Annotated in this window: 20 protein-coding genes; 5 read left to right on the forward strand and 15 right to left on the reverse strand. The window is 61.6% G+C overall.

What is annotated here, in order from left to right:
• Positions 1-23: 23 nt before the first annotated feature.
• On the forward strand, positions 24-851 hold the full coding sequence (locus tag ABE464_RS05560) for a universal stress protein (RefSeq protein ID WP_346471096.1): 828 nt from the start codon (positions 24-26) through the stop codon (positions 849-851).
• 193 nt (positions 852-1,044) lie between these two features.
• Positions 1,045-1,743 carry a phosphoribosyltransferase family protein gene (locus tag ABE464_RS05565; protein WP_101115981.1) on the forward strand — a complete coding sequence of 233 codons (699 nt, stop codon included), beginning with the start codon at positions 1,045-1,047 and terminating at the stop codon, positions 1,741-1,743.
• 47 nt (positions 1,744-1,790) lie between these two features.
• On the opposite strand, the gene ABE464_RS05570 is transcribed toward ABE464_RS05565, so the two are convergent.
• Both ABE464_RS05570 and ABE464_RS05575 read right to left on the reverse strand, forming a co-directional pair.
• Complete coding sequence (locus ABE464_RS05570; RefSeq protein ID WP_346471097.1) at positions 1,791-2,354, reverse strand: GNAT family N-acetyltransferase; 564 nt, start codon at positions 2,352-2,354, stop codon at positions 1,791-1,793.
• Between the two features lie 93 nt (positions 2,355-2,447).
• Positions 2,448-3,221, reverse strand: a complete 774-nt coding sequence (locus tag ABE464_RS05575) for a glucose 1-dehydrogenase (protein ID WP_346471098.1) — start codon at positions 3,219-3,221, stop codon at positions 2,448-2,450.
• A 200-nt stretch (positions 3,222-3,421) separates the two neighbouring features.
• On the opposite strand from ABE464_RS05575, the gene ABE464_RS05580 reads away from it, so the two are divergent.
• Entirely contained in the window at positions 3,422-4,141 is a 720-nt protein-coding gene (locus ABE464_RS05580) for a helix-turn-helix domain-containing protein (RefSeq protein WP_101101558.1), read from the forward strand.
• A 37-nt stretch (positions 4,142-4,178) separates the two neighbouring features.
• Here ABE464_RS05580 and ABE464_RS05585 read toward each other — a convergent pair whose 3' ends face one another.
• The 10 genes from ABE464_RS05585 to ABE464_RS05630 form a co-directional block, all read right to left on the reverse strand.
• Positions 4,179-6,158 (reverse strand): PAS domain S-box protein, encoded by a 1,980-nt coding sequence (locus ABE464_RS05585; RefSeq protein ID WP_346471099.1) that lies wholly within the window; start codon positions 6,156-6,158, stop codon positions 4,179-4,181.
• The gene (locus ABE464_RS05590; protein WP_101101555.1) at positions 6,155-6,874 is read right to left on the reverse strand and encodes a response regulator transcription factor; all 720 of its coding nucleotides are present in this window, start codon (positions 6,872-6,874) and stop codon (positions 6,155-6,157) included. Before ABE464_RS05590 ends, ABE464_RS05585 begins: the two co-directional genes overlap by 4 nt.
• A gap of 114 nt (positions 6,875-6,988) precedes the next feature.
• Positions 6,989-7,684 carry a VIT family protein gene (locus ABE464_RS05595; RefSeq protein ID WP_346471100.1) on the reverse strand — a complete coding sequence of 232 codons (696 nt, stop codon included), beginning with the start codon at positions 7,682-7,684 and terminating at the stop codon, positions 6,989-6,991.
• Between the two features lie 268 nt (positions 7,685-7,952).
• Positions 7,953-9,320, reverse strand: a complete 1,368-nt coding sequence (locus ABE464_RS05600) for an ATP-binding protein (protein ID WP_346471139.1) — start codon at positions 9,318-9,320, stop codon at positions 7,953-7,955.
• A 17-nt stretch (positions 9,321-9,337) separates the two neighbouring features.
• On the reverse strand, positions 9,338-10,012 hold the full coding sequence (locus tag ABE464_RS05605; RefSeq protein WP_101101552.1) for a response regulator transcription factor: 675 nt from the start codon (positions 10,010-10,012) through the stop codon (positions 9,338-9,340).
• Positions 10,013-10,036: 24 nt separating this feature from the next.
• Positions 10,037-10,651, reverse strand: coding sequence for a hypothetical protein (locus ABE464_RS05610; protein WP_232767893.1), 615 nt, complete (start codon positions 10,649-10,651; stop codon positions 10,037-10,039).
• A 34-nt stretch (positions 10,652-10,685) separates the two neighbouring features.
• Positions 10,686-11,522 (reverse strand): SDR family oxidoreductase, encoded by an 837-nt coding sequence (locus tag ABE464_RS05615; protein ID WP_346471101.1) that lies wholly within the window; start codon positions 11,520-11,522, stop codon positions 10,686-10,688.
• Positions 11,522-12,196, reverse strand: coding sequence for an iron-containing redox enzyme family protein (locus ABE464_RS05620; protein ID WP_101101546.1), 675 nt, complete (start codon positions 12,194-12,196; stop codon positions 11,522-11,524). The genes ABE464_RS05615 and ABE464_RS05620 overlap by 1 nt, the downstream gene beginning before the upstream one ends.
• On the reverse strand, positions 12,193-13,689 hold the full coding sequence (locus ABE464_RS05625) for an AMP-binding protein (protein ID WP_101101544.1): 1,497 nt from the start codon (positions 13,687-13,689) through the stop codon (positions 12,193-12,195). The genes ABE464_RS05620 and ABE464_RS05625 overlap by 4 nt, the downstream gene beginning before the upstream one ends.
• Positions 13,686-14,366 carry a thermostable hemolysin gene (locus tag ABE464_RS05630; RefSeq protein ID WP_101101541.1) on the reverse strand — a complete coding sequence of 227 codons (681 nt, stop codon included), beginning with the start codon at positions 14,364-14,366 and terminating at the stop codon, positions 13,686-13,688. Before ABE464_RS05630 ends, ABE464_RS05625 begins: the two co-directional genes overlap by 4 nt.
• Before the next feature lie 635 nt (positions 14,367-15,001).
• Here ABE464_RS05630 and nhaA point away from each other — a divergent pair.
• Complete coding sequence (nhaA, locus tag ABE464_RS05635; RefSeq protein WP_346471102.1) at positions 15,002-16,174, forward strand: Na+/H+ antiporter NhaA; 1,173 nt, start codon at positions 15,002-15,004, stop codon at positions 16,172-16,174.
• 72 nt (positions 16,175-16,246) lie between these two features.
• Here nhaA and betT read toward each other — a convergent pair whose 3' ends face one another.
• The 3 genes from betT to ABE464_RS05650 all read right to left on the reverse strand — a co-directional run bounded on the left by betT (position 16,247) and on the right by ABE464_RS05650 (position 21,107).
• Positions 16,247-18,250 (reverse strand): choline BCCT transporter BetT, encoded by a 2,004-nt coding sequence (gene betT, locus ABE464_RS05640; protein WP_346471103.1) that lies wholly within the window; start codon positions 18,248-18,250, stop codon positions 16,247-16,249.
• Between the two features lie 19 nt (positions 18,251-18,269).
• Positions 18,270-19,370, reverse strand: a complete 1,101-nt coding sequence (locus ABE464_RS05645; RefSeq protein ID WP_346471104.1) for a hypothetical protein — start codon at positions 19,368-19,370, stop codon at positions 18,270-18,272.
• A 438-nt stretch (positions 19,371-19,808) separates the two neighbouring features.
• Positions 19,809-21,107: a DUF2254 domain-containing protein gene (locus tag ABE464_RS05650; RefSeq protein ID WP_346471105.1), complete on the reverse strand. Its 1,299-nt coding sequence runs from the start codon at positions 21,105-21,107 to the stop codon at positions 19,809-19,811.
• Positions 21,108-21,362: 255 nt separating this feature from the next.
• Between ABE464_RS05650 and trkA the strand changes: the two genes are divergently transcribed.
• Positions 21,363-22,751, forward strand: a complete 1,389-nt coding sequence (trkA, locus tag ABE464_RS05655; protein ID WP_346471106.1) for a Trk system potassium transporter TrkA — start codon at positions 21,363-21,365, stop codon at positions 22,749-22,751.
• The last annotated feature ends 2 nt before the right edge of the window (positions 22,752-22,753 follow it).

A 22,753-nucleotide genomic window follows, 5' to 3' on the forward strand; every position in this document is an offset into this window, starting at 1 on the left:
CTTTCACCCCGGGGAGAGCGAGCATGTACTGCGACATTCTGTTGCCCTTCGTCTTGGGCAGCCTGCATGAGCAGGCGCTGGGTCTCGCCACGGCGCTTTCGCGTGAGCAGGGGAGCCGGCTGGTAGCACTGGCTGGGGCCAGTGTGGTTGTGCCGGTCGCGACGGGTTGGATGTACTACCCAGCCGTCTACACCGCTCTTCACGAGCCGGCCAAGGAAACGGTCAGGGTGCTTGCCACCACGCTGAAGGAGCGGCTGGCAGGCGCAGGTGTGGATTGGCTCGTGTGTGCGAACGAGAGAGTGTGGGAGGGGCCGGTGGATCAGGTGATGCCTCAGGCAGGATGCGTTGACCTGACCATCCTGGGGTTGCATCGCGATGACCCCGGCACTGAGGACACGCTTGTCTCCTCGTTGCTGGTGGAATCGGGGGTGCCGTTGCTGCTTGTCCCGCCGGGCGCCCGCGACGCGGTGCCGCGTCATGTTGTGATTGCGTGGAAAAGCACCCGGGAAGCCATTCGCGCGGTGCATGATGCCTTGCCGTTGTTGATCGCTGCACAGCGCGTGCACCTGTTGTATATCGATTCCGATCCGGACGATCCGAGCAGGGAGGACGACGCGAGTCTGCGCCTGGTCGCTCATCTACGGCGCCATGGCGTAACAGCCTCGCCTGTGCACCGCGGTTATGAGGAGGGCGGGGCAGGACCGGCCATACTGAACTTCGTGAAGGAGAGCGGCGCCGATTGCATTGTCGCCGGTGGCTACGGCAGATCCCGTGCCTCGGAATTCCTGTTTGGCGGCGTCACCCGCACACTGATCCGGCACAGTCCGATACCAGTACTGTTCGCCCACTGAGATAAGAGGAAGGGCGGTAGCCATTGGCTGTTGAACGGCAGCTGTAGTGCTCTACATGCATCCCCGAGCATCTACAGCACACTGACCTGGACGCGGGATGAGCACGGTCCGGCATGGCCCGCAGAGGCCATAGAGCGTCGCCACCCTGCGGCATGGGCGGCGAGAAGCACCTTCTGCCAAACAGGATAGCGTCGTGACGCACTTTGTCTTCCGGGATTGTCTTGAAGCAGCTCTCGGGCTCGTGGACGCGTTGAGCGCGTACAAGCAAAGCCGGGCATCCATACTGGCCGTTTCATGTGCCGTGTTGCCGATGGCACGGCTCATCGCCGATGCGCTTGGGGCGCAGCTGAGGCTCGCGGGTATGCCCGCCGTGCGGGCCACTGCTTCATTCGATGTGGCGATCGCCAGCCGCAGGGAGCGGGCGGAATCGTCACCGCCGTTGGGCAGTCCAGACACAACGCTCGGCAAAGCCGGTCTCGAGGATGTGCAGCAAGCGCTCGTGGCCCAGGCTCAGGCGCATCGCAGGCGCTGTGGAATCTGCTCATCGGCTGGACTGGCGCAGCGAACGATCATCGTGCTCGATGACGGCTCGGCGACACCCTCCACCATTGAGGCTGCCTTGCGAATGGTACGCGTGTATGGTCCGGCGCTGTTGGTGTATGCGGCACCGGTCACCACGACGGAAACCCTGGCACGATCGTCGGGGCTGGCCGATGCGTGCATCTATCTGGCCGCGACAGACTCGGTCAATGCGGTAGCCGCGCACTTTCTGGAGTACCCCGTGGTCACTGACCGACAGGCGGTACGTGCGTTGTTCCCCAATCCGATGCGATGGGCCGATGGTGACGGGACGTGCGCGGGCTGTCTTTCGCTCGGAACAGGAAAGCCGTGATCGCCTGAGCACCACAGAAGCTGGACACGATGCTGCCCTCCGCGATGTCAGGTACTGGGATCGAGGATCAACTCATGAATGACCTGGCAATGGTCTTCGGCATCGATACGGCTACTGAATCCCAGATGCTTGGCTAGCTCCCGCATCTGTGTGTTCTGAGCGTCGTCAATCGAGTACATCTGTTTGATGCCTTGCGACCTGGCGATCGCGATCAGGTGGTTCATGAGGATCACCCCCAGTCCACGTCCCTGCCATTCTTCGGCGACCGTCACCGCACACTCGCAAGCATCCCCGGAGGCAGTGGTGCTGTAACGGCTTACGCCGATCAACTGCTCACCCGACTCGTCGGAAACGACCGCGGCAAAGGCGACCTGGTGAGTATGGTCCAGCACCGTCAACTGCGTCAGCAATTGCTCGCTGGGCGAACGAATCTGGCCCAGGAACCGGAAACGGCGGGCCTGTGGCGACAAGCCCTCAATGAACGCGCGCTCGATATCCCTGTCCGCCGCCGTGATGGGTCGAATCAACACCCTCGTACGGTCGCGCAGCACCTCTATCCAGCGTGGAAAGAGCTCGGGGGACAGGGGAGAGGGGAGGTCTGGAGTGTTCATGGCAGCCACGGCTAACGGGGACGCATGCATGCTAGAACCCTGCCGCAGCCAGCAAATTGACCCAGGTCAACGTACGTGGTGTTACGTGCAAGCTCAGCGCGCCGTGTAGCCGCCGTCGATCACCAGGGACGAGCCCGTGACGAATCGGGATTCCTCCGATGCAAGGTAGACCACTCCCCAGGCAATATCGTCCGGCGTACCGACATGACCCAACGGGTGCAGTTGATCCAGCGCGTGTCTACCGGCGACCAGATCAGCGGTACCGCTGTCTCGCAGGTGCTGCTCGACAAGCGGCGTCCAGATGAAGCCAGGGTGCACCGAATTGACCCGAATGCCATCGCTCGCATAGGTCAACGCGTCGGTCTTGCTCATCAGCGTGACCGCACCCTTGGATGCGTGGTAAGCGGGAAGGTCCGCTGCGCCCACCAGGCCATAGATGGAAGAAAGATTGATGATGCTGCCGACACGGTTCCTGCGCATGTGGGGCAGGGCATGCTTGGTGCAGAAGAAGACGCCTTTCACATTTACTGCCTGCACCTGGTCCCAATCGGCCTCGCTGAGCTCGTGGGTCGGACGGTTGACGCCAGCGATTCCGGCATTGTTGACCATGACATCCAGACGCCCAAACCGATCCACGACGGCGTCGATGGCATTCTGCACACTGGCTTCCTCCCGAACGTCGACGTGCCAGTAGATCGCGGCAGAGCCAGCGCCAGCCAGCTGATTGACCAATGCGTTGCCCTCTCCGTCATGTATGTCGAACAGGGCTACCGCGGCGCCTGCTTCGGCCATGCGAACTGCGCAGGCGCGGCCAATGCCCACTGACGCACCCGTGATGATGCAGACCTTTCCTTTCAATCGATTCATCTAAAGCGTCCTCTTCAGGCCGGAGGTGCGCATAGCACCCCCCTTACCTGTCTTCATTTGGCGGCGTACCGGAAGAGGGCGTGTTGACCTGCATCAAGAGATGCGGTTCTTTACAGATCTTTACAAAACGGTTCTCCACCGCCATTCGCCAGGCAGCCGCCCGTGCCTAGATTGGGTATGGGTCAGGTGGAGGATCGGATATGTGGGAAACTCCCAGTCACGTCACGTTCGAAACGGCGGGTGTGGAACCCTTGCTCGGCCTTCAAGGCGGCGTCGCCGCCGGTGTTGGCGGGAACTGGGAGCACCTGCTGCAGGGCATGCCCCTGGTCCGACGCCGTGTTCGCAGGAAGCAGCACGTCATCCGCGCAGGCCAGCCATTTCGTGGATTGTTCCTGGTGCGGTCGGGCATCTTCAAAAGTGCGCTCATCAGTGAAGACGGCCGAGAACGTGTGACGGCGTTCCCGATGCGCGGCGAACTGCTCGGGCAGGAAGCACTGGACTTGGCTGCGTATCCATGCGACGTGATCGCGCTGAATGACGGCGAGATATGGGAGCTGCAGCCCTTCCTTCTGCGTCAGTGCCTTCCTGGATTCGAGGCGCGCTTGACCGGGATACTCGCCTCGGAGATAAGACGGGATTGGCAATGGATGCTGGCGCTCGGCAGCCTGAATGCCGAGCAGCGGTTGACATCGTTCCTGCTTGATTTTTCCACGCGCTTGGCCGAGCGCGGCTTCAGCGCGACACAGATGCTGCTCTGTATGACGCGTGCCGACATTGGCAGTTTTCTTGCCATGCAGATCGAGACAGTCGTCCGCGCGTTGCACAGATTGCAGGATCAAGGCCTGATCGAGGTCAGTCGTTCCCATATACGCATCGTCGATCTGTCGCGCCTGCGTGCGCAGTCAACAACGCTGAACTGACCTCTTGAGGCGCCCATGTCGGGTGCGAAAACCGCTGTCAAGCGATCAGTTGCTGGACCGCGACCAACAGATCCTCGCGCCGATACGGTTTGCGTAGCAAGGTGCCGCAGTGCCCGAGGTCGGGAGTGGCGTCGGGCGCGTCATCGTGGCCAGTCGTCAGGAGCACCGCCAAGCCGGGCAGCTGCTCGCGCAAGGCGGAGGCCAGCGCATGGCCGTTCATCGCGCCTCCCAGCATGACGTCGCTGAAGACCAAGGCCGTTTCCGGGTGAATCTTTGCGATCGCAAGTGCCTCGGCCGCGTCACATGCTTCCAAAGTGACATAGCCCGCCGCCTGGAGAAACGATACGGCAATCCGTCGCACGCCCGGATCGTCTTCCACCACCAGAATGGTCTGCCGCGCGCCCTCCACGCGATGTCGCGGGGGCAGCACGCGCTCTGGCAGGGACGTGGCGACCGGGAGGTACATGCTTACCGTTGTGCCTCGGCCGTGCACGGTGTCAATGTGCAACATGCCTCGGCTCTGTCTTGTGAAGCCATACACCATGCTCAGGCCAAGCCCGCTTCCTTGGCCCATCGATTTGGTTGTGAAGAAGGGTTCGACTGCACGCCGAGCGGTACTGGCGGACATGCCCATGCCGCGGTCCGTGATCCGGATGACAATGTAGTGCCCGGCCTGCAGCTCCTCCATCTCCTGCGGTCTGACCCATTGCTCGCCCACCGAGAGCAGGATCTCGCCGTTTCCCGGAAGGGCGTCGCGCGCATTCAACACCACGTTGACCAACGCAGTCTCAAGCTGGCAGGGGTCCACATGCGCAGGTGGGAGGCCACGGTGGCATTCGATCGTCAATGAGAATGACTCGCCCAGGATTCGTTGCAGCATGGTGCCCAGATCGTGGACCAGCTGGTGAAGCTTGACCGATTGCGGAGCCAAGGGTTGGCGTCTTGCAAAGGCAAGCAACTTGGAGGTAAGGGATGCTCCGCGCGCCACCGAGTGGAGGGCGCCTGCGATAAGATCGCGCGCGCCCTGGTGAGGAGCATACTCGTCATCAAGAAGCTGCAGGCTGCCGGAGATGATGGTCAACAAGTTGTTGAAATCGTGCGCGATACCGCCAGTCAACTGGCCGAGCGCATCCAGGCGTTGCGCATGGGCGAGTTGCTCCGCCGTTCTGCGGCGCTGCATTATCGCCGCAACCAGGACTGCGACGCCCTGTATCAGATGAAGGATGTCGTGCTGGATCGGTCGCGTATCCGTGGAAAGCACCATCAGAATCCCTGTCGGGTGGTCGCGGTCACGGAGCAGCGTTGCTGCACCACACGCAAACCCCTCACCAGCTTCGGCCAGCAGTTCCAATTGCCGATCATCCAGGATGGTGGCGCGGTCCACTGGAAGCGATGCTTCAAGCAGGGCCCAGCGCGAGGACAGTATGTGGCGAAGGGCCTCGCCGTTGATCTGTCCGGCAACGCGCACATCTATCGCATGACCATCCGACTCAGGAAAGGCCAACGCGACTGCGTCGGCCTGGAGTTCATCGATAAGCATGCCAGGCAATGAGCGAACAAGCTGTTGCTCGCTGCCCGCGTCCAGGGCCATCTGTCCCAACCGTGCAATGAAGGCATCATAGCTGGCGCGCACCAAGGCTTGCCGAACGCGTTGACTCTCGGAAATATCGCGCACCGAGGCGAGGTAGTGTCGTCCGTGTGCGGTCTCGATCGGACTCAACGCGATTTCCACCGGAAACTGCTGACCGTCCGCCTTCTGACCGACCAGCACCTGATCGGATTGGCCCATCGGTCGGATGCGCGGGGAAGACATGTAACCGAGGCGATGCTGCAGATGTCGCTCTCTCGCGTCGGCCGGCATCAGGGCCTCCACGGAAAGGCCAACGAGCCCGTCATTGCCATGACCGAAAAGACGCTCTGCGTTGCCATTGGCGCGGATGATGCGCCCCTCTGCATCCACCAGCAGCAGCGCATCAGGAACGATATCAAACAGCTGCGGGAGCATCAGTGCGTTCACGGCGACACGCTGGCAGCCAAGCGATAGCCGACCCCTCGAGTCGCCTGGATCAGCTGAGGCTGCGACGGATCACGTTCAAGCTTGCGCCTCAGTCGGCCGATGTGGACGTCGATGGCACGATCGAACGGGCCCGCGTCGCGTCCGTGTAGCGAATTCATCAGCTGATCCCTGCTCAGCACCGTACCGGCGCCTTGAACCAGCGCGTGAAGCAGATCGAACTCGGCCGAGGTCAAGCGGACCGCGTTTCCGTTACGGTCAAGCACCACGCGCTCCGACGCGTTGAGGAGTATCCCGTCGAAGCGGAAAACATCTCTGGCTGAGGTCGACGGGCGCTGTGCACGCCGTAACACCGAATGTATGCGGGCCAGCAGTTCGCGGTAATCAAACGGCTTGGCGACATAGTCATCGGCACCGAGCTCAAGGCCCACGACTCTATCCACCGAGTCACCTCGGCCGGTCACGATGATGACCGGAATCTGACAGGACTGACCCCGCAACATCGTCAGCCCATCCCCGTCTGGCAGGCCGAGGTCCAGCAGGATCAGGTCGACCATGCCTCGGGACAGGCATTGTTCCGCCGCCGCAACGCCTGCGGCAATGTGGCACTCAAGGCCGTGATTCTGCAGGAAGCGGGCCGTGAGCCCGGCGATGGCCTCGTCGTCTTCGACCAGGAGGATGCGCGGCCGGGCGATCAGGGGTCGTTCGAGCACTGCCATCGACGCGCCCTTACGGCATAGGTTGGATGATCATACCCTTAGCTGCGGCATGCACGCGGCAAGCCCTTGATTCATCTTTGCGAAGGCTCCACGGTGGCTTCCGGAGTGTCATGATCAGAGCGCGGTCAGCACCCCAAACCACGCACCTATCGCGTATGTGGCCCCCATTGCGATGGCGCCCCAGACCACAACCCGCAGCGCGCCACGCAGTTGGGACGCTCCACCGAGCCGCGCCGCAACAGCCCCGAGCGCGGCCAGGACGCATAGCGTGGTTACGACGACAACTCCCGCCAGGTTGCTATGCGCCAGGGTTGCAGCCAAAAGAACCGGGGGCAGGGCGCCGACGACGAATGATATTGCAGAGGCACCTGCTGCCTGGAATGGCCTTGCCTTCAGTACATCGTGAATGCCCAATTCGTCCCTCAGATGTGCTGACAGCGCATCATGCGCGGTCAGCTCGCGGGCAACCTCCTCGGCAAGCCGTCGCGTCAACCCTCTCTTTTCGTAGATCGTTGTCAGCTCAAGCAACTCTGCGTCCGGCTGGCTCAGCAGCTCCCCGCGCTCCTTCTCTTCGTCTGCGTTCTCGGCGTCTGCCTGCGAGCTGACTGAAACGTACTCGCCCGCCGCCATCGAGAGTGCACCGGCGATCAGTCCTGAGAGGCCAGCGACAAGAATCGTTTGAGTTGCCGCGCCAGCACCGACCATGGCGACGACCAGGCTGCTGGTCGATATAAGTCCATCATTTGCACCCAATACTCCGGCACGCAACCAGCCGCCGCGTTGACTGCGATGAAATTCTCCGTGGCTCATGACATGTCCTTGGAGTGTGTCGAGCTTTTGAAGGTACTCCCAGCCCGCTGAAGGCACTAGGCGTCTATTCGGGCGGTCCCCCAACATTGGGTTGCGCGGATCAATAATGGTCAGCTTGCAAGTTGTCAGGTTAGATCTCATAGACCTTGTTCAGCAGAACATCTCAAGAATTTTCGTGTTCTTGGATGGACGACCGCCTGTGCTATTGCCGGGGGGAGAATTCACTATGCCCTTTGAATCCGCGCCACCAAGGACGCGACCTAGGAGGCTACGCGTTGGCATACAGTTTCACAGTCACCTTCAACCCGTTGAGGCATTGCGACGTTCCAAGGCTGATCTTCCCGCCGTGCACGTCCAATGTCTCCTGGACGATAGACAGGCCTAATCCGCTCCCCTCCGCGCCACTTCCGATCACACGGTAGAAGCGGTCGAAGACGCGGTCCTGCAGGTCCTTGGGAATGCCGGGTCCAGAGTCTTCCACCGTGAGAACGCATTGCTCGCCCGTCTGTTCGGTAGACACCACCACGACCCCATGTTCGGGGGTATACCGGATGGCATTCTCGACGAGGTTGCGAACCAGCAAGCCCAGCGAGAACTCGTCGCCGAAGACGTCCGCTTTGTCGAGAACGAGGTTCATGACCTGACGCTTGGAAGCTGCCAAGGCCCTGAGCTCCTCAACCTCGTTGCTCACCAGGGCGTCCAAGCTCAGCTTGCGAAACGCATCCTTGCCGATGCTGCGCTCGGTTCGGCTCAGCGACAGCAGCTGTGATACCAAGCGCTCAACCCGTTCGACACCTCGGGCAAGTAACCGCTGTGACTCTTGGCGTTCTTCATCAAACGTGGCGAGCCGCGCGTTGTCTGCATGAACCTTCACTGCGCTGATCGGCGTGCGTAGCTCGTGTGCTGCATCTGCGATAAAGCGGCGCTCGCGAGCCAAGGCTAGATCAAGCCGCTGCAGCAGCTCGTTTACCGCGCGAACCAGGCCGTGGACCTCCTCTGGGAGCTTCGTGTCATCCAAGGGTGTCATTCGGTCGAGGTCACGCTCACCGATGTCGGTGGAGACTTTCCGCAACGAGCGCGTCGCCCAGGCGACCGTCAGCCAGATGACCAAGGCCATCACCGGAAGAGCGAACAGCAGCGGCAGCAGCGTGCCGATGGCAATGTCCTCGGCCAGTTCCTGGCGGATGTCCGAGCGCTCGGCGGACTGAAACCATCGACCCTGTGGGGAGCGCAGTGTAAAGGTACGCCACTGCGCCCCGTCTATGTCGACATCCGCGTACCCCGGCGACAAGCTCGCCATTGGCGCAGTGGGCGCACTGTCCGATCGAAGGAGCAGACGACCCTCAGGTGTCCATATCTGAAAGGCCAGCTTGTTCTCGTAGGCATGTCCGTCTTTGAAGGCCAATGCCTCGCCCACGCCCTCAGCGCGACCGTGCCAACCGCGCAGGACGATCGGATCGCCGGGAAATGCGCTCAGATCGCTGAGCGGCTCGTCCACCAAGCTCAACAGTACCCGTGAGGACTGCACCAGCCGGGCGTCGAACATCTCCCCGGCCTCCTGCAACCCAGCCCGGTAGCTCAGACCGGCCGCGAGCAGCATGAGCAGGGAGAGCACCCCCAGCAACACGACCAGCAGGCGGCGACGGATGGACGTCATGCAGTTGCATCCGAGGGGTCGCCCAAGGCATAGCCGATCCCCCGCACGGTGCGGATGATGCCGGGATCCAGCTTCCTGCGCAGCTGGTGGACATGCACATCCACGGCATTGCTTGCCACGTCCTCATCCCAGCCATACAGGTGCTGTTGGATGGTCTCGCGCCCAAGCGGCCTGCCTTGTTGTTCCATGAGCAGTCTGAGCAGGGCGAACTCCCTGCGGGTCAGGTCGAGCGTGTGCCCTCTCCAGATAGCGGTCAGGCGGGCCGGGTCCAGGCTCAGCGCACCCGCTTCCAACGTCGGTTTTGCACGGCCTACGCTGCGGCGGAGCAGGGCGCGCACCCGGGCAAGCAGCTCGGGGGTGTCGAACGGCTTGCCCAGATAGTCGTCGGCGCCCACGTCCAGCCCAAGGGTGCGGTCAGACGCCCGCTCGCGGGCGCTTAGGACCAAAATGGGCACGTTTCCGCCCGCTGCGCGCGCCTTGCGAATGACGTCGATCCCGTCCAGTCGTGGCAGACCGAGGTCCAGCACAACCAGGTCGATGTCGCCGTCGCCGATGGCGGTCAGTGCGGAGGCACCGTCCTGCACCCAGTCCACGGCGTATGCCGCGCGGCGCAGGGCGGTCCGGATGCCTTCCCCGAGTGATGCGTCGTCTTCGGCGAGCAGGATGCGCATGCAGGCAGTCTCGTTGTCCCGGGCTCACTTGGCAAGGTGGCCCCGGACTTCGTTGAGTTTGGCGGTCGCTTCGGCACGCCGGCCGGCATCGGCGACTTCCCGGCCGGGGCGGGCAGGTGCAGCAATCGCCTTTTCGAGCGCTGCCCGGGCGCCTTGCCAGTTCTTCTGGTCGCGCAGGAAATCACCGTAGAAGTAGTTGGCATCGATCCCGTTCGGATCCACGGCCAAACCCTTCTTCAGCATAGTCGCCGCGGTTTCGTCATTGCCGAAGCCCAACGGCCAGCCCGGAACCTGATAGTAAAGGGCACCCAGGCTGGTGTAGGCCGCACCCTGCAGTGCGTTGGGATCTATCTTCAGGGCGGCCTCGAAGTCCGCCCGTGCCTGTTTCACCAGGCTGAGCGCCCCCATGCCACCTTTCTCGCCGGCGAGGCTGGAGAGGACGATACCCTCCCAGATCAGTGCGCCGGCATCACCTGGCTCGGTCTGACGGGTCCTCGCTGCCTGGCTGGCCAAGGCCTCGAACGCGGTCTGTCGCTGCGCCTTACTGGTCTGGTAGTTGATCTGGGCCCAGCGGTCGCGCAACTGGGCGACTGTCATGGGCGTTCCCGGTTCGGCAGCACAGGCAATGCCGACCAACATGACCAACGCGCTGATGAGCAAGATGAACATGGTTTTACCGTGACGTTGCTTCATGGGAGGAGTCCTCGTGGATGGGCTGCGCTTGAGAGGCGTGGCGCCTGATGATGGGAAGCTGGGCACGCAGGCTGCGGTCGACCAGCGCGGGGAACATGCCGTTGATGCGGGCGAACAGCTTTTCCGGCCAGCCGAGCTGGCGGCGCCGATCGCCTTGGACGATGGCCTGGACAAGCGCAGCGGCGACAGCCTCCGGCGCATCGCTGCCGACCTTGAGCTCGGCATTGAGCGCATCGACGGCAGGCGTATTGAAGGCGGTGCGCGTGGCGCGCGGAGAGAGATACTGGAAGCTCAGGCCGTTGCCGTCGTGTTCTCGGGACAGCGCTTCCATGAGCCCCCGCAGGCCGAACTTGCTGGCGCTGTAGGTGGCAAAGCCGGCAAAGCCGATGCTGCCGAAGGTGGAGCCGATGGCGACCACGCTGGCCTGTTCGTGGCGGCGCAGCATTGGCAACAGGGCATGGATGAGCAGGGCAGAGCCGACCAGATTGGTCTGCAGCAGGTGTTCCAGCTCGTCGGGATGCTGGTCTTCGAACAGACCGAACGCGCTCTGGGCGTGGCCCAGCACCAGCACCGAAGGGGAAACATTGGCCTGTCGGATTGCGGCGATCAGGTGCGAGCGGCCCAGTGGCGTGGACAGGTCAGCGACCACGGTCTGCAAGCGCCCAGCCGGTAGCTCTGCGGCAAGTGAGGTGAGCCGGTTGCGGCTGCGCCCGACGGCCATGATAGAGGCGCCCGCCTGGACCAATGCGTGGCACAGCGCCACGCCGATGCCGCCACTCGCGCCGGTGACGATGACGGTCCTGCCGGCGAGGTTCATCACGCGGCCTCCGCCCAGCGCACGCCGTCCTGGCGAAGCGTGCGGAAGATGTCCCCGTACAGCACGTAGAAGCGCCGGGCGGCATGGATGACGGCCTGCTGGTCGGCGGGGTCGTCCAGGCGGTCCATCAGCCCTTCAAAGAAGCCGACATGCTCGATGTCCAAGTCGCCGTGGGACAACAGGTAGCTGAAGGCATTGCGCGGCAGGTCGAGCGAAGTCTGGATGGTGTTGGCCGCACGGGTGGCCAGCGCCACGCTGGTTCCCTCCAAGACCAGTACCATGCCGAAGAAGCCGACCGGGTTGCCGCGGTGGATGGTGTCGTAGGCGTAGCTCACCATCAGCTCGGTGGCCAGTGAGGGCAGGCTGGAGGCGGCTTCGGCGCGGTCGGCACCGCAGGCCGCCAAGTCGTCCAGCACCCACTCCTGGTGGCCCATTTCTTCCTCGATGTATTCGCCGATGGCGGTGCGCAACCATTCAAGCCGGGCCGGCAGACGCGCACCGCAGGCCATCAACAGCGGTACGGTGTGCCTGACATGGTGGTAGGCCTGCCCCAGAAAGGCGACGTAGTCTTCGCGGGCGATCTGGCCCCCCAGCGCGGACTGGATGATCGGCACGGAGATCAGGGTGGCTCGCTCCTGCTGGGTCTGGGCGAGCAGTTCGGAATGGAAACTCATGCGGATACTCCCGTGGAAGGAACGGAGGCGGGACGGCGATAGCTCGCATCGACCTCGGACTGGAAATGGCACAGGATGGCGTCGCGGCGCGGGCGCCCATTGGCGGTGAGCAGCCCGGCACTTGCAGAGAATGGCGCCGGTGCGCGCACGATGCGCGAGACGCGGGCGTAGTCGGGCAGGCCGGCGTTGACCTCGGCTACGGCGCGGGCGAGGGCGGCATCGTCCAGGTCGGCGCGACGCGGAACCAGCACGGCGACGTTGTCGGCCTGTGCTTCGCCCCATACCACCGCCTGGGCCAGGTCCGGGTGGGAAAGCAGCTCGCTCTCCACCCATTCGGGTGAGACATTCCGACCGAACGCGGTGATGAAGACATTCTTGCGGCGGCCGGTGACGTAGACGAATCCGTCAGCGTCGACGTGGCCCAGGTCGCCCGTGCGGATGGGACCGTCGGGAAGCGGTTCGGCACCGAGGTAGCCCAGTGCGCGTGCCCCATCGACCTGGATTTCATTGTCGACAATGGCGATACGAGCGTGTGGAAGCGCCTTGCCGACGCTGCCATCCCGGCTCGCGCCGGGTTGATTGAGGCAGACCACCGAGGCACATTCGGTCAGCCCATAGCCTTCGAAGACCGGCAGCCCCAGGGCGCGCGCCCGTGCAAGCAGCCCCGGCCCTACGCGCCCACCGCCGACGGCGATATAGCGCAGCGAGGCGGGCAGGGCAGCACCGCTTTCGGCGGCCATCACCACCGCCAGTAACAGCTGAGGCACCAGGATGAAGCTCTCCGGCTGATAGCGGTGCAGGCACCGCAACAGCGTCGGCACGTCCAGGCCCGAGGCGCCGGTGTAGCCGATCTCCGCCAGCGACGGCAGCGCGATCTGAGCGTGCGAGAGCAGCGTTGCGTACAGCCCGGCGACGTTCTCCAGCAAGGTGGACAACGGCATCAGGCAGAGATGGCGGCGCGGCGCAATCGCAGACGATCCTTGCACCAGTGAACTGGCGACCGTAAGCAGCGTGTCGGCCGACAGGCACACGCCCTTGGGGCGGCCGGTTGTGCCGGAGGTGTAGGTCACGCATGCGGTGCCAGTGGGAAGGTCGACCGACGTCGCCGGACAGGTCCGCCACTGGGCGAGCGTCCCGCCATCCAAAGTCCCCAGTGTGCCCATGCTGCCCGCTGGCGCAGGCGCGCCCCGGGCGGTGACCACGCATTGGGCACCGCTGGACTCCAGGGCATGAGCGATCTGTTCGGGAGAGAAGAATGTGGGCAACGGCACATGCACGCCGCCGAGCTCGCGCACGGCAAGATCCAGGACCAGCCAGTGAATGCCGTTGTCCAGCTGGCTTGAGACGCGGTCGATGCCTTGCAGGTCCAGCCGACTAGCCAATCGCAGTGCGCGCTGCCGGATCTGATCATCGCCAATTTCCGCGCTGGAAGTGAGCACGCGTGCCTTGTGCCCGCCGAGACCGGCGATCAGGGGAGAGGTCAGCGCGTTCATTGCGCCCCCACCATGGCTTGCAGAGATGGATCAGGATCCGTCTTGGCGCGCGCATCGTGTCTTCGTGCTTGATGCAAGAACGCACGTCCGGCGGCGACATTCCCGCAGACCACCTTCGGCCGGGCCTGGTAGTAGCTGCCCCACTGGGAGGCATCGCCGGTGAGCCGCTCTGGGCTTGCCTCGCCAAGTTCCACCGTCACCAGATGCAGTCTGTCGAGGGTGTTCCGCAGCTGTTGGGTGGCCGCGAACAGCACCCAGCGCACGCGTGCGGCATGCAGCATCTCGGTCAACCGGACAATCAGTTCACGGGCGATGCCGGGCGTGGTGGCGGCGAAGTTGCCGATCTCGGCGATACGGTCGCGGCCCACATTGGCGATCTCCCGATGCGAGAGGATGGCCTGCACCGGTTCATCGAGATATTGCTCGACGAACAATGGGCCTTCGCTGCCCACGCGCATGCCGACCGCCGCCACCAGGTGCCCTTGGCCATCCCGGAAAGCGAGCAGATGGGGCAGGAATGCGTGCAGGTTGGCACCGTAGCGTTCGCGATATACGTGGGCGATGAACTGCTCCACCTCGCTGCGGCTTGAGTCTTGCGGGCCCACCACCTGCGACTGCGGCAGGATCGATGGGAACGTGACAGCGAGAGAGGTGGGGATCCAGGACATGGCGAGCATGCTGGCCGGCTTGGATTAAGGACCAATTAGCCGTTAGTTAAGCAGTCATTAGCTTTTGGGAAGACTTTCGTTGAGGTGGCCCCGTCGGCCTGACATCCTCCTAGCTCTCAGGAGCAAGTGCGTGTGCGCGATGGCCATCTGATCAATCGCTGGCAGCGTGGAGGATTAGGGATGTTTATCAAGGGTAGGGCGGATGTCTGCTTGTGGCCGAAAGCGGACGAAGGTCGAGACTCGAGTTGAACTGACAATCGGCCTGTCGCTGGCGCAGTGCGCGCGGCGAGCAATCCACAGCCTCTCAGCGACCAAGCATGGCGACATCTTCCGTCTGAACACTACATCCCCAACGGGCAGTAGGTAGTTGACCCTGCCGACGTGATCCGTAAAATCGACTTACGGCGTGTGCTGCGTGCGCCCGGGGGTAGGTCCCGATTACGGAGAACGACCTGTCGTTTTCCGAGTCTACGCATGCTGATACCCCAAAAGTTCCGACCATCTCGATGTCTCACAGCTCTCACAGGCTTGGGCTGGATGGCATCTTCCATACCTCGATCAACCATGAGCTGACGAACCATTCAGGTGCGTCGAGTCTGGTCGTGCCTGTCTGGCTTGTTCGCTCCTTGCTTTAAGGGAGCACGATGACAACCATAGACCGACCGCGCAGCATCTTTGCCCGCATGCTCGCTAACGAGGCATCTGCGGGTGTCGCACTAATGATGGCGTCGATGGTCGCCATCTTGCTGGCCAACAGTCCGGCAGCGGGCAGCTATTTTGCACTTCTGCATGCTCATGCCGGCCCGGTTCTCAGTGAGAAACTCGGGCCGATGACGCCGCATCTTTGGATCAACGACGGGTTGATGGCGATCTTCTTTCTTCTCGTGGGCTTGGAGATCAAGCGCGAGCTTATCAGTGGGCGGTTGTCCTCCTGGCAGCAGCGCAGACTACCGGCTGTGCCTGCGCTGCTCGGCATGGCACTTCCTGCGCTGATCTTCCTGACCGCATCTCGGCACGAGCCCTCCTTGTCCAACGGTTGGGCCATTCCTGCGGCTACAGACATTGCCTTTGCGGTGGGCGTGCTGGCCCTTCTGGGGCGGCACGCGCCTCCCAGCTTGAAGCTCTTGCTGTTGTCGGTGGCCATCATGGACGACATGGGTGCAGTGGCAATCATTGCCTTGTTTTACACCTCTTCCCTCGACATCGGAGCTTTGGCGGCTGCAATCGGTGCGGGGCTTGCCATGTATGCGCTAAAGAGAAACGGTGTGGAGCGGCTCTGGCCATACTTGGTTCTGCTCTTGGCCATGTGGTATGCCACGCTTCTTTCAGGTGTCCACGCCACGATTGCAGGCGTTGTCGGTGCATTCCTGATCCCCTACGGCGCCAGTGCTAAGTCGCCACTGGTTCGCTTGGAGCACGGCATTGCTCCTTGGGTTGGCTTCGTAATTGTGCCGATCTTTGGCTTTGCCAATGCCGGTGTGGATCTGTCTGGGATGTCGATGAGCGCCATTTTGGCGCCGCTGCCATTGGGCATCGCTGCTGGGCTCTTCGTCGGCAAGCAAATTGGCGTGTTCGGCGGCGTTGCCCTTGCGGTCAAGACCGGGCTTGCTGAAAAGCCAACGGGCGCATCGTGGCTACAAATCTACGGCGTGAGTTTGCTCTGCGGGATTGGCTTTACGATGAGCCTCTTCATCAGCTCGCTCGCGTTCCCACTGGACCCTGCGTTCGTTGAGGATGCCAAGGTCGGCATCTTGCTTGGGTCGCTGCTTTCCGCGCTGCTGGGAGCGGTCGTCTTGAGGTTTGCACCCCGAAGCTAGAACAGGCGATTTGTATCTAAGGCATCTTGGCCCAGGTCCCGGCCAACCGAATCCGGTTGGCCGGGGCATTGATCAGCGAACGTGATCCAGGAACTGGCGGTGGCGTTCGTATTGGTCCAGCACATCGTGGATCAACTGCACCTTTGGCCAGCCCATAACGTCGTAGTCTTGCCCGCCTTCGCGCAGGTAGACCTCAGCCCGATAGTGGCGGGTGCCCTCGCTCACCGGGCGACGCGGGTCCTGCAACGCGAAGGTGGGCGGCTCGTAAGGCTGGGGACGCACCGAGTAGAAGAAGTCCATTTCCTCGCCATGGCCTACGCGAAGCCAGGCGCGCCCATCCTCCCCTTGGGTGACTTCAACCGGAAGATCCTGCTTGCGCAGCTCCACCGCGACCTCTTGGAGCGCGGGCAGCACCTGATCCTTGATGAAGCCGACGACCTCGATCTTGACGGGGTTATGCGCGAGCAGTTTGAGCCTAGCGCGCCAGTCATCGCTGGTGCCCGGAAGCAATCGTGCATCACGAGAAATCGAGCGCTTGGTTGCGTCCAGATGCATGGCTTTGAGAAGCCCCCAACACATCAAGATCATGACGATCGTAAAGGGGAGGGCGCTGGCAATAGTCGCAGCTTGGAGTGATTCAAGGCCACCTGCAATGAGCAGGGCAACAGCGATGCCACCAACCAGTAGCGCCCAGAAGATGCGCTGCCAAACCGGAGACTCTTCCTCGCCCTTGGAGGTCAGCATGTCTATGACCAGCGCGCCGGAGTCAGCGGAGGTGACAAAGAACAGTGCGACGAGGACAACGGCAAGCGAGGAGGTGATCATCGTCAGAGGAAGGTGGCGCAGGAACTCAAACAACGCCATGGAACTGTCATCCGACACTGCCGTGACGAGCTCTTGAACACCTTCGGATCGGACCATGAACAAGGCGGAGTTGCCGTAGATGGTCATCCAAAGGAACGTAAAGCCTAGTGGCACCAGCAAGACGCCAACCACGAATTCACGCACCGTGCGGCCTCGCGAAATACGGGCGATGAACATGCCAACGAACGGGGACCAGGCAATCCACCAACCCCAGTAGAACAACGTCCAGCCGCCAAGCCAGCCACTGGGCTCATAGGCATACAGGTTGAAGGTCATTGAAAAGAGCTGGGAGGCATACATGCCAGTGTTCTGGACAAATGCCTGCATCAGGTGGACCGTGGGGCCGCAGACAAGCACGAATGCAAGCAGTGCCACAGCCATGATCATGTTGATCTCAGACAGGCGACGGACACCACTGTCGAGTCCCGCGACGACCGACCCCGTGGCGACCAGGATGATGATGCCGATCAACGACACCTGGACGAGGGTGCTCACTTCCAGGCCAAATAAGTAGTTCAGTCCGGAGTTGATCTGCATTACGCCCAGGCCAAGTGACGTGGCCAGGCCAAAGATGGTGCCAAGGGCTGCAAACGTATCGACCGCGTGGCCAATGGGGCCGTGGATGCGTTCTCCAATGAGTGGATAGAGAGCCGATCGCACCCGGAGCGGCAGGTTGTGGCGATAGGCAAAGTAGGCCAGTGCCAGCGCAACAACAGCGTAGATGGCCCAGGCATGCACACCCCAATGGAAGAAGGTGATACGCATCGCTTGGCGAGCTGCCTCGGCAGACTCGGCCGTGCCTGTCGGCGGGGTAGCGTAGTGCATGATCGGCTCTGCCACGCCGAAGAACATCAGGCCAATGCCCATGCCTGCGGCAAAGAGCATGGCAAACCACGAGGCATAGCTGTAATCAGGGCGACTGTGGTCTGGGCCGAGCTTGATTCGCCCGTAGCCACTGATCGCAACACCGACCACAAATACTAAGAAGCCTGCGACCGATAAGATGGTGAACCAGCCCGCGTCGTTGGCGGTCCAGTTCTTAGCCGCTGTGAACCAAGTCGTCGCTTTTTCTGGAACGAAGATGGATAGCGTCAACAGTAAAAGCACGATGGCCGCAGTGGGAATGAACACCTGCGGCAAGATGCGCTGGCGAACAGGAGTGGATGGCGGAGCGGGGCTCTGCATAAATTCCTCCGGTTGATGATCGTTCAAGCTGGAATGCGGCTTGAGCTTAGAAGTAGAACCCGATGTTGAGGTTGAGTCGGCTATGCCAGCGGGAAGGGCCGCCGTCATCGATTCCGATGCCGTCGCCGCCTGCAAACCACATGTTCTTGCCAGCAATCCAGTCCACGTAAGTCAACATGATCCCTTTTTGCAGGCTGCATCCGGTGACGTTCTGCCATGACTCCCTCACGCCTTGGCTGCGTCCGACCGGGCGCGTCATGCTGAGGTTGTTGTAGCAGGTGATGTCATCGAGCCAACGCTTCTCACCGAAGGAGTAGGCCACGTTTGCGCTGGGGACATCGGCTTCCGACGCAATCTCGAAAGGGGCAAGAAACGCTGACATCGCAATCCTGTCGCCTGGCACGCTGTAACGGTAGCGAGCCCATTGCAGCTGAGTCGTCCAGCCATCGCGTTTCCACTGGGCATGCAGCGCTGCACCCTGGTGGCCATAGTGACGGCGGGTGGTGGTGTTCTGAACCTGACCGCTGAATGCAGAAGCCCCGAGCAGCAGCTCACCGTCATGCAAGGAGATGGTGTGTTCGTATCTGAAATGAACGCGCTCCCGCTCCTTGTAGGGCAGATCAGCGGTCTGGGCCACGTCAAAGGAGTATCGGTCGTAGCGGGAGCCGCTTCCGTATTCATCGCCCGAGAACCAGCCGGCTATCCAGTGATGGTCGCCACTCCGATGGCTAATCGTCACACCCGGATCGTAATCGTCTTCAATGCCAAGGTAGTAGCCTGAGCCAAACCAAAAGCTCTGGGAAACGGTAGGCAGAAGTCCGAAGGGGACCTGCTGGATGCCCGCTTTGAGCTGCGTTTGGTCGGTGAAATTCCACCCGGCGTAGGCATGGTGGACGGCATCGAAGCCGTCATACCAGCGATATTGGGCCGAAAAGAAAAGGGGGCCAGCGCCGGCTTTGACGTCTGCGCGAAGCAGTTCAAGTTGCAAACGGCTTGTGGGGCCGTAGTCCAGCCAGCCATAATTGAACCGGACGGCGCCACCCACATCGACAAACGGTTCAACCTGAGTGTCGGGCGCTTCTTGAGCATGGATTGTGTCTGTGGCCGTTGCCGTTGCACACAAAAAAATCAGGGGAAATACCTTCACGATAGTGTCCCGTGGCCTCCATTTTGCGAATGAAAGCGTCCAAGTCTAGCGCGTTGGCGCGAGCCACCCAAGCGAGGGATATCTTCCGCGTGGTGCGCGCGGCATGATTAGGCAGCAACTGGGACGCGTTGGGGCGGTATAGAACCATGATGCCCGTGAAAACGAGGGGAGGGCGTGGCGGGCGACTGTCGGAAGTAATGATACGTCGCGCGTGCGGCCAATTGAAGGAGAGCAATGTGCCTAATCGAGTGCGGTTTTACGATCGCGACGGAAATGGAATACGGTTGCCTGAGGGGTGGTGGTTGGATCTCGATAGAGAGATCCCGTCGCTGGTGAGTGTCGCGAAAAAAATTGATCTGCCTATTTCCATTCGAAGCGACCAGCCCAATCTCAGCGCCTCATTCCTACTAGAAATCTTGGCCCAAGTTCCAGATGCGGTCAGGATTGAATGACGCCAGATAGATCCGATTGAGCTCCATCGGCATCAGTTCGGTTCCGCTGCGGCCTGGGGGCGACAGCCTGTTGCGCCCTTTTGTGTTCTACGGTGGCGATTGTTCGAAGCTTGTCGCGATCCTGAGAGAAGCGAAGGGTCTGCAAGGCCCGCTCCAGAGACAGATCGGCGTAGCGCCGCGCCGCCTGGCGCGTGGTGGATGAGCAGCCAGCAGACAGTGCGGCGAAACCTTTTTGGAGCCTGATGTTGACTTCAAGCGACCCTGCTGCATCAGTCGATATGGGCGCGAACACATCTTCAAACAGGTCATCCACATCAAGCTGAGCCATGTGCACGAACGGATACTGAACGTCCTTGGCCTCGGATCCGGATGACAAGGCGTCCCATCTGAGCAGCAGGCGCACACAGGTGCCGATGACCGTAATGCACGTCCCTGGATCATTGACGGCCGGCGACAGCGCTCGCACACCAATCTCAGCAAGGACGACCAAGCCGTAACGCGGATCGTTCTCTATCCGACGAGAGCCGCCGATGGTGAAAGCTGCAAGCAATTGCGTTCTCTGGTCATCGTGAAGGGTGCCCCAGACACTGAGCAGCGCACGGTTTGGGGTTGCAAAGGTGCCGGGCTGACAGTTCACATAGACGATGAGCTGGTGTTGTTCTGCAACCGTGTTGAGGCGCTGCACATCAATGTGCTCAACATGGCCTACATCCGCAGCGAAGACATCGACCGTGCTGCTCGGAGCGACGCCGGAGTAGGGCGTAGCGCCAAGGAAGGGCTCTTCTGCACGCTGCTTCATGGATTTCAAGGTGGCTTGCTCGACAAGATCGACCGTTTCGCCGAGTCGTCCAAAGCGGGAAAATTGCTCGATGGCGCGTAGAAGCGTGACGGTGATGACGATGATGACCGCAATGGTCGCGCCAAAGAGAACAAGTCTGCCGCTGTCCCCGTAGATGCCGGTGCTCAGCGCAATGAGCCCGACGATAGAGAACAGGAACGCACCGATAAATGTGGCCAGCGTGCCTTGCGCTCGCGTATCTTCAATCAGGAGCCGGGACGCGCGCGGCGTGGCATTGGTCGACGCCGAGCCGTAGGCCGCGACCATGGTGGATAGGGCAAAGGTGGTCACTGTCAGCATTGAGGCGGCAAGGATGCCAAGGATGTTGCCAACTGAGTCGGCACCAATCTGCGTTGCCAGCCCCTCCGGCAGCACGAATTTAGCGCCCGCACCGGCCAAGGCAGTAGCCACGCCTAAAACGCCGTAGAGGGTGGATCGGAACCACATCCTCTTACTGATCCTGAATAGGGCCAGCCGCCACTTTGTCATCATCGGATGCTTACTCTGTTGTCTGTGCGGGCAGTATCCCAGTCGATCAGGCCTTTGCGCGTCAATGCCGGGTGAGCAGGCTGCAATCCAGCGGCTCTGACGCCAATGCCAGACGGTGGCACTCCCTGCCCGAGGCCATTAAAATTGACCTTCTAAGAGCGATTCGGAGCTTGGGTTTTTGACATTGGCGCCTGTCCTGTCAGCCCTCTATCCATGAAAATTATTGTGTGTGGCGCGGGCCAGGTGGGGATGACGATTGCGCGCCAGTTGGCCTCGGAAGGTGTGGCGATCACGATCATTGACACCGATGCCGAGCTGATCAGGCGGGCGGATGAAAGCCACGACATTCGCGGGGTCGTCGGACATGCCTCTTACCCGGATACGCTCCGGGAAGCTGGCGCGATGGATGCTGACATGCTGATCGCTGTGACGCGTTCGGATGAAGTCAATATGGTCGCCTGCCAAGTCGCCTACTCGCTTTTTAAAGTAAAGCGCCGAATCGCCCGTCTTCGCCATGTGGGATACACCGCGCGTGATGCAAACGGCCTGTTTGCGGCTGAGCATCTGCCCATTGATGTGATCATTTCCCCGGAGGCTGAGGTTGCCGAGGGAATTACCAGGCGGCTTCGCACGCCAGGTGCCTTTACGATCCTCCCCTTGGCTCGCGGACAGTTGGAAGTGATCGGAATCGGTGTGACGGATCCAGATTGTCCGGCGATGGGTGAGCGCGTCTGTGACCTTGAGTCCAATGGCAAGTTTGAGCACATCAGGGTCCTTGCCATAACCCGCAAGGGCGTTACGTTCATTCCCACGCCGCAGGATCGCGCTGAGCTGGCGGACGAACTTTACATACTCGCGCGGTCAGAGCGGCGAAAGGCCACGATGGCGCTTTTCGGGCACCGCGAGCGCCCCGTTGCCGAACTTGTGATCGCAGGTGCTGGCAATGTGGGCATGCACCTGGTTCGAAACATCCGCGCCTTGCTTCCGAAGGCGCGGATGACGGTCATTGAACGGGATCGGGATCGGGCACGCTACGCGGCGGAAAAACTTGGCGGCGATGTTGTTGTGCTCCATGGCGATGCCCTGGATCGGTCAGTGCTTGAAGAGGCTCGGGTCGATCAAAAGGAAACTCTGGTTGCCGTAACCAACGACGATGAGTCCAACATCTTCTGCTCGCTCTTGGCGCGAAAATTGGGCTGCCGCCAAGCCGTGACACTAGTCAACAAGAGCACCTACGCCACACTTCTTCCCGGAATGGGCATCAACGCAGTCGTCAGTCCAAGCGCGGTGACGGTCTCGACCGTGCTGCGGCACGTCCGTCGAGGGGCCATTGTCGGTTTGCAGACGTTGCGCGAGGACTTTGGTGAAGTTATTGAAGCCACGATTGGTGCCGGAAGTTCGCCACTTTTAACGCGCACCATCGGCGCGCTTGGTCTACCAGAGGGCATTAAAGTCGGTGCCGTCATTCGAGAAGACCACCCACTTGATCTGACAGCTGAGACCCAGATCAATGCGGGTGACAGGGTCGTGCTGGTCGTGGCATATGGCGAGATCGATGTTGCAGAGAAGCTTCTTGGCGGAGCGGGCGGGCGGTCGTTTTGAAA

This window comes from Stenotrophomonas sp. TWI587, assembly GCF_039674145.1.
GTDB lineage: Bacteria > Pseudomonadota > Gammaproteobacteria > Xanthomonadales > Xanthomonadaceae > Stenotrophomonas > Stenotrophomonas maltophilia_AY.

Excerpts from the sequence above, each read along its gene's own strand:
- ABE464_RS05615 (WP_346471101.1), bottom strand. The coding sequence starts at position 11,522 with ATGAACCTCGCCGGCAGGACCGTCATCGTCACCGGCGCGAGTGGCGGC.
- ABE464_RS05570 (WP_346471097.1), bottom strand. The coding sequence starts at position 2,354 with ATGAACACTCCAGACCTCCCCTCTCCCCTGTCCCCCGAGCTCTTTCCA.
- ABE464_RS05575 (WP_346471098.1), bottom strand. The coding sequence starts at position 3,221 with ATGAATCGATTGAAAGGAAAGGTCTGCATCATCACGGGTGCGTCAGTG.
- ABE464_RS05610 (WP_232767893.1), bottom strand. The coding sequence starts at position 10,651 with ATGTTGGTCGGCATTGCCTGTGCTGCCGAACCGGGAACGCCCATGACA.
- ABE464_RS05595 (WP_346471100.1), bottom strand. The coding sequence starts at position 7,684 with ATGAGCCACGGAGAATTTCATCGCAGTCAACGCGGCGGCTGGTTGCGT.
- ABE464_RS05590 (WP_101101555.1), bottom strand. The coding sequence starts at position 6,874 with ATGGCAGTGCTCGAACGACCCCTGATCGCCCGGCCGCGCATCCTCCTG.
- trkA (WP_346471106.1), top strand. The coding sequence starts at position 21,363 with ATGAAAATTATTGTGTGTGGCGCGGGCCAGGTGGGGATGACGATTGCG.
- ABE464_RS05560 (WP_346471096.1), top strand. The coding sequence starts at position 24 with ATGTACTGCGACATTCTGTTGCCCTTCGTCTTGGGCAGCCTGCATGAG.
- ABE464_RS05620 (WP_101101546.1), bottom strand. The coding sequence starts at position 12,196 with ATGAGTTTCCATTCCGAACTGCTCGCCCAGACCCAGCAGGAGCGAGCC.
- nhaA (WP_346471102.1), top strand. The coding sequence starts at position 15,002 with ATGACAACCATAGACCGACCGCGCAGCATCTTTGCCCGCATGCTCGCT.
- ABE464_RS05650 (WP_346471105.1), bottom strand. The coding sequence starts at position 21,107 with ATGTGGTTCCGATCCACCCTCTACGGCGTTTTAGGCGTGGCTACTGCC.
- ABE464_RS05630 (WP_101101541.1), bottom strand. The coding sequence starts at position 14,366 with ATGCTCGCCATGTCCTGGATCCCCACCTCTCTCGCTGTCACGTTCCCA.
- ABE464_RS05625 (WP_101101544.1), bottom strand. The coding sequence starts at position 13,689 with ATGAACGCGCTGACCTCTCCCCTGATCGCCGGTCTCGGCGGGCACAAG.
- ABE464_RS05580 (WP_101101558.1), top strand. The coding sequence starts at position 3,422 with ATGTGGGAAACTCCCAGTCACGTCACGTTCGAAACGGCGGGTGTGGAA.
- ABE464_RS05605 (WP_101101552.1), bottom strand. The coding sequence starts at position 10,012 with ATGCGCATCCTGCTCGCCGAAGACGACGCATCACTCGGGGAAGGCATC.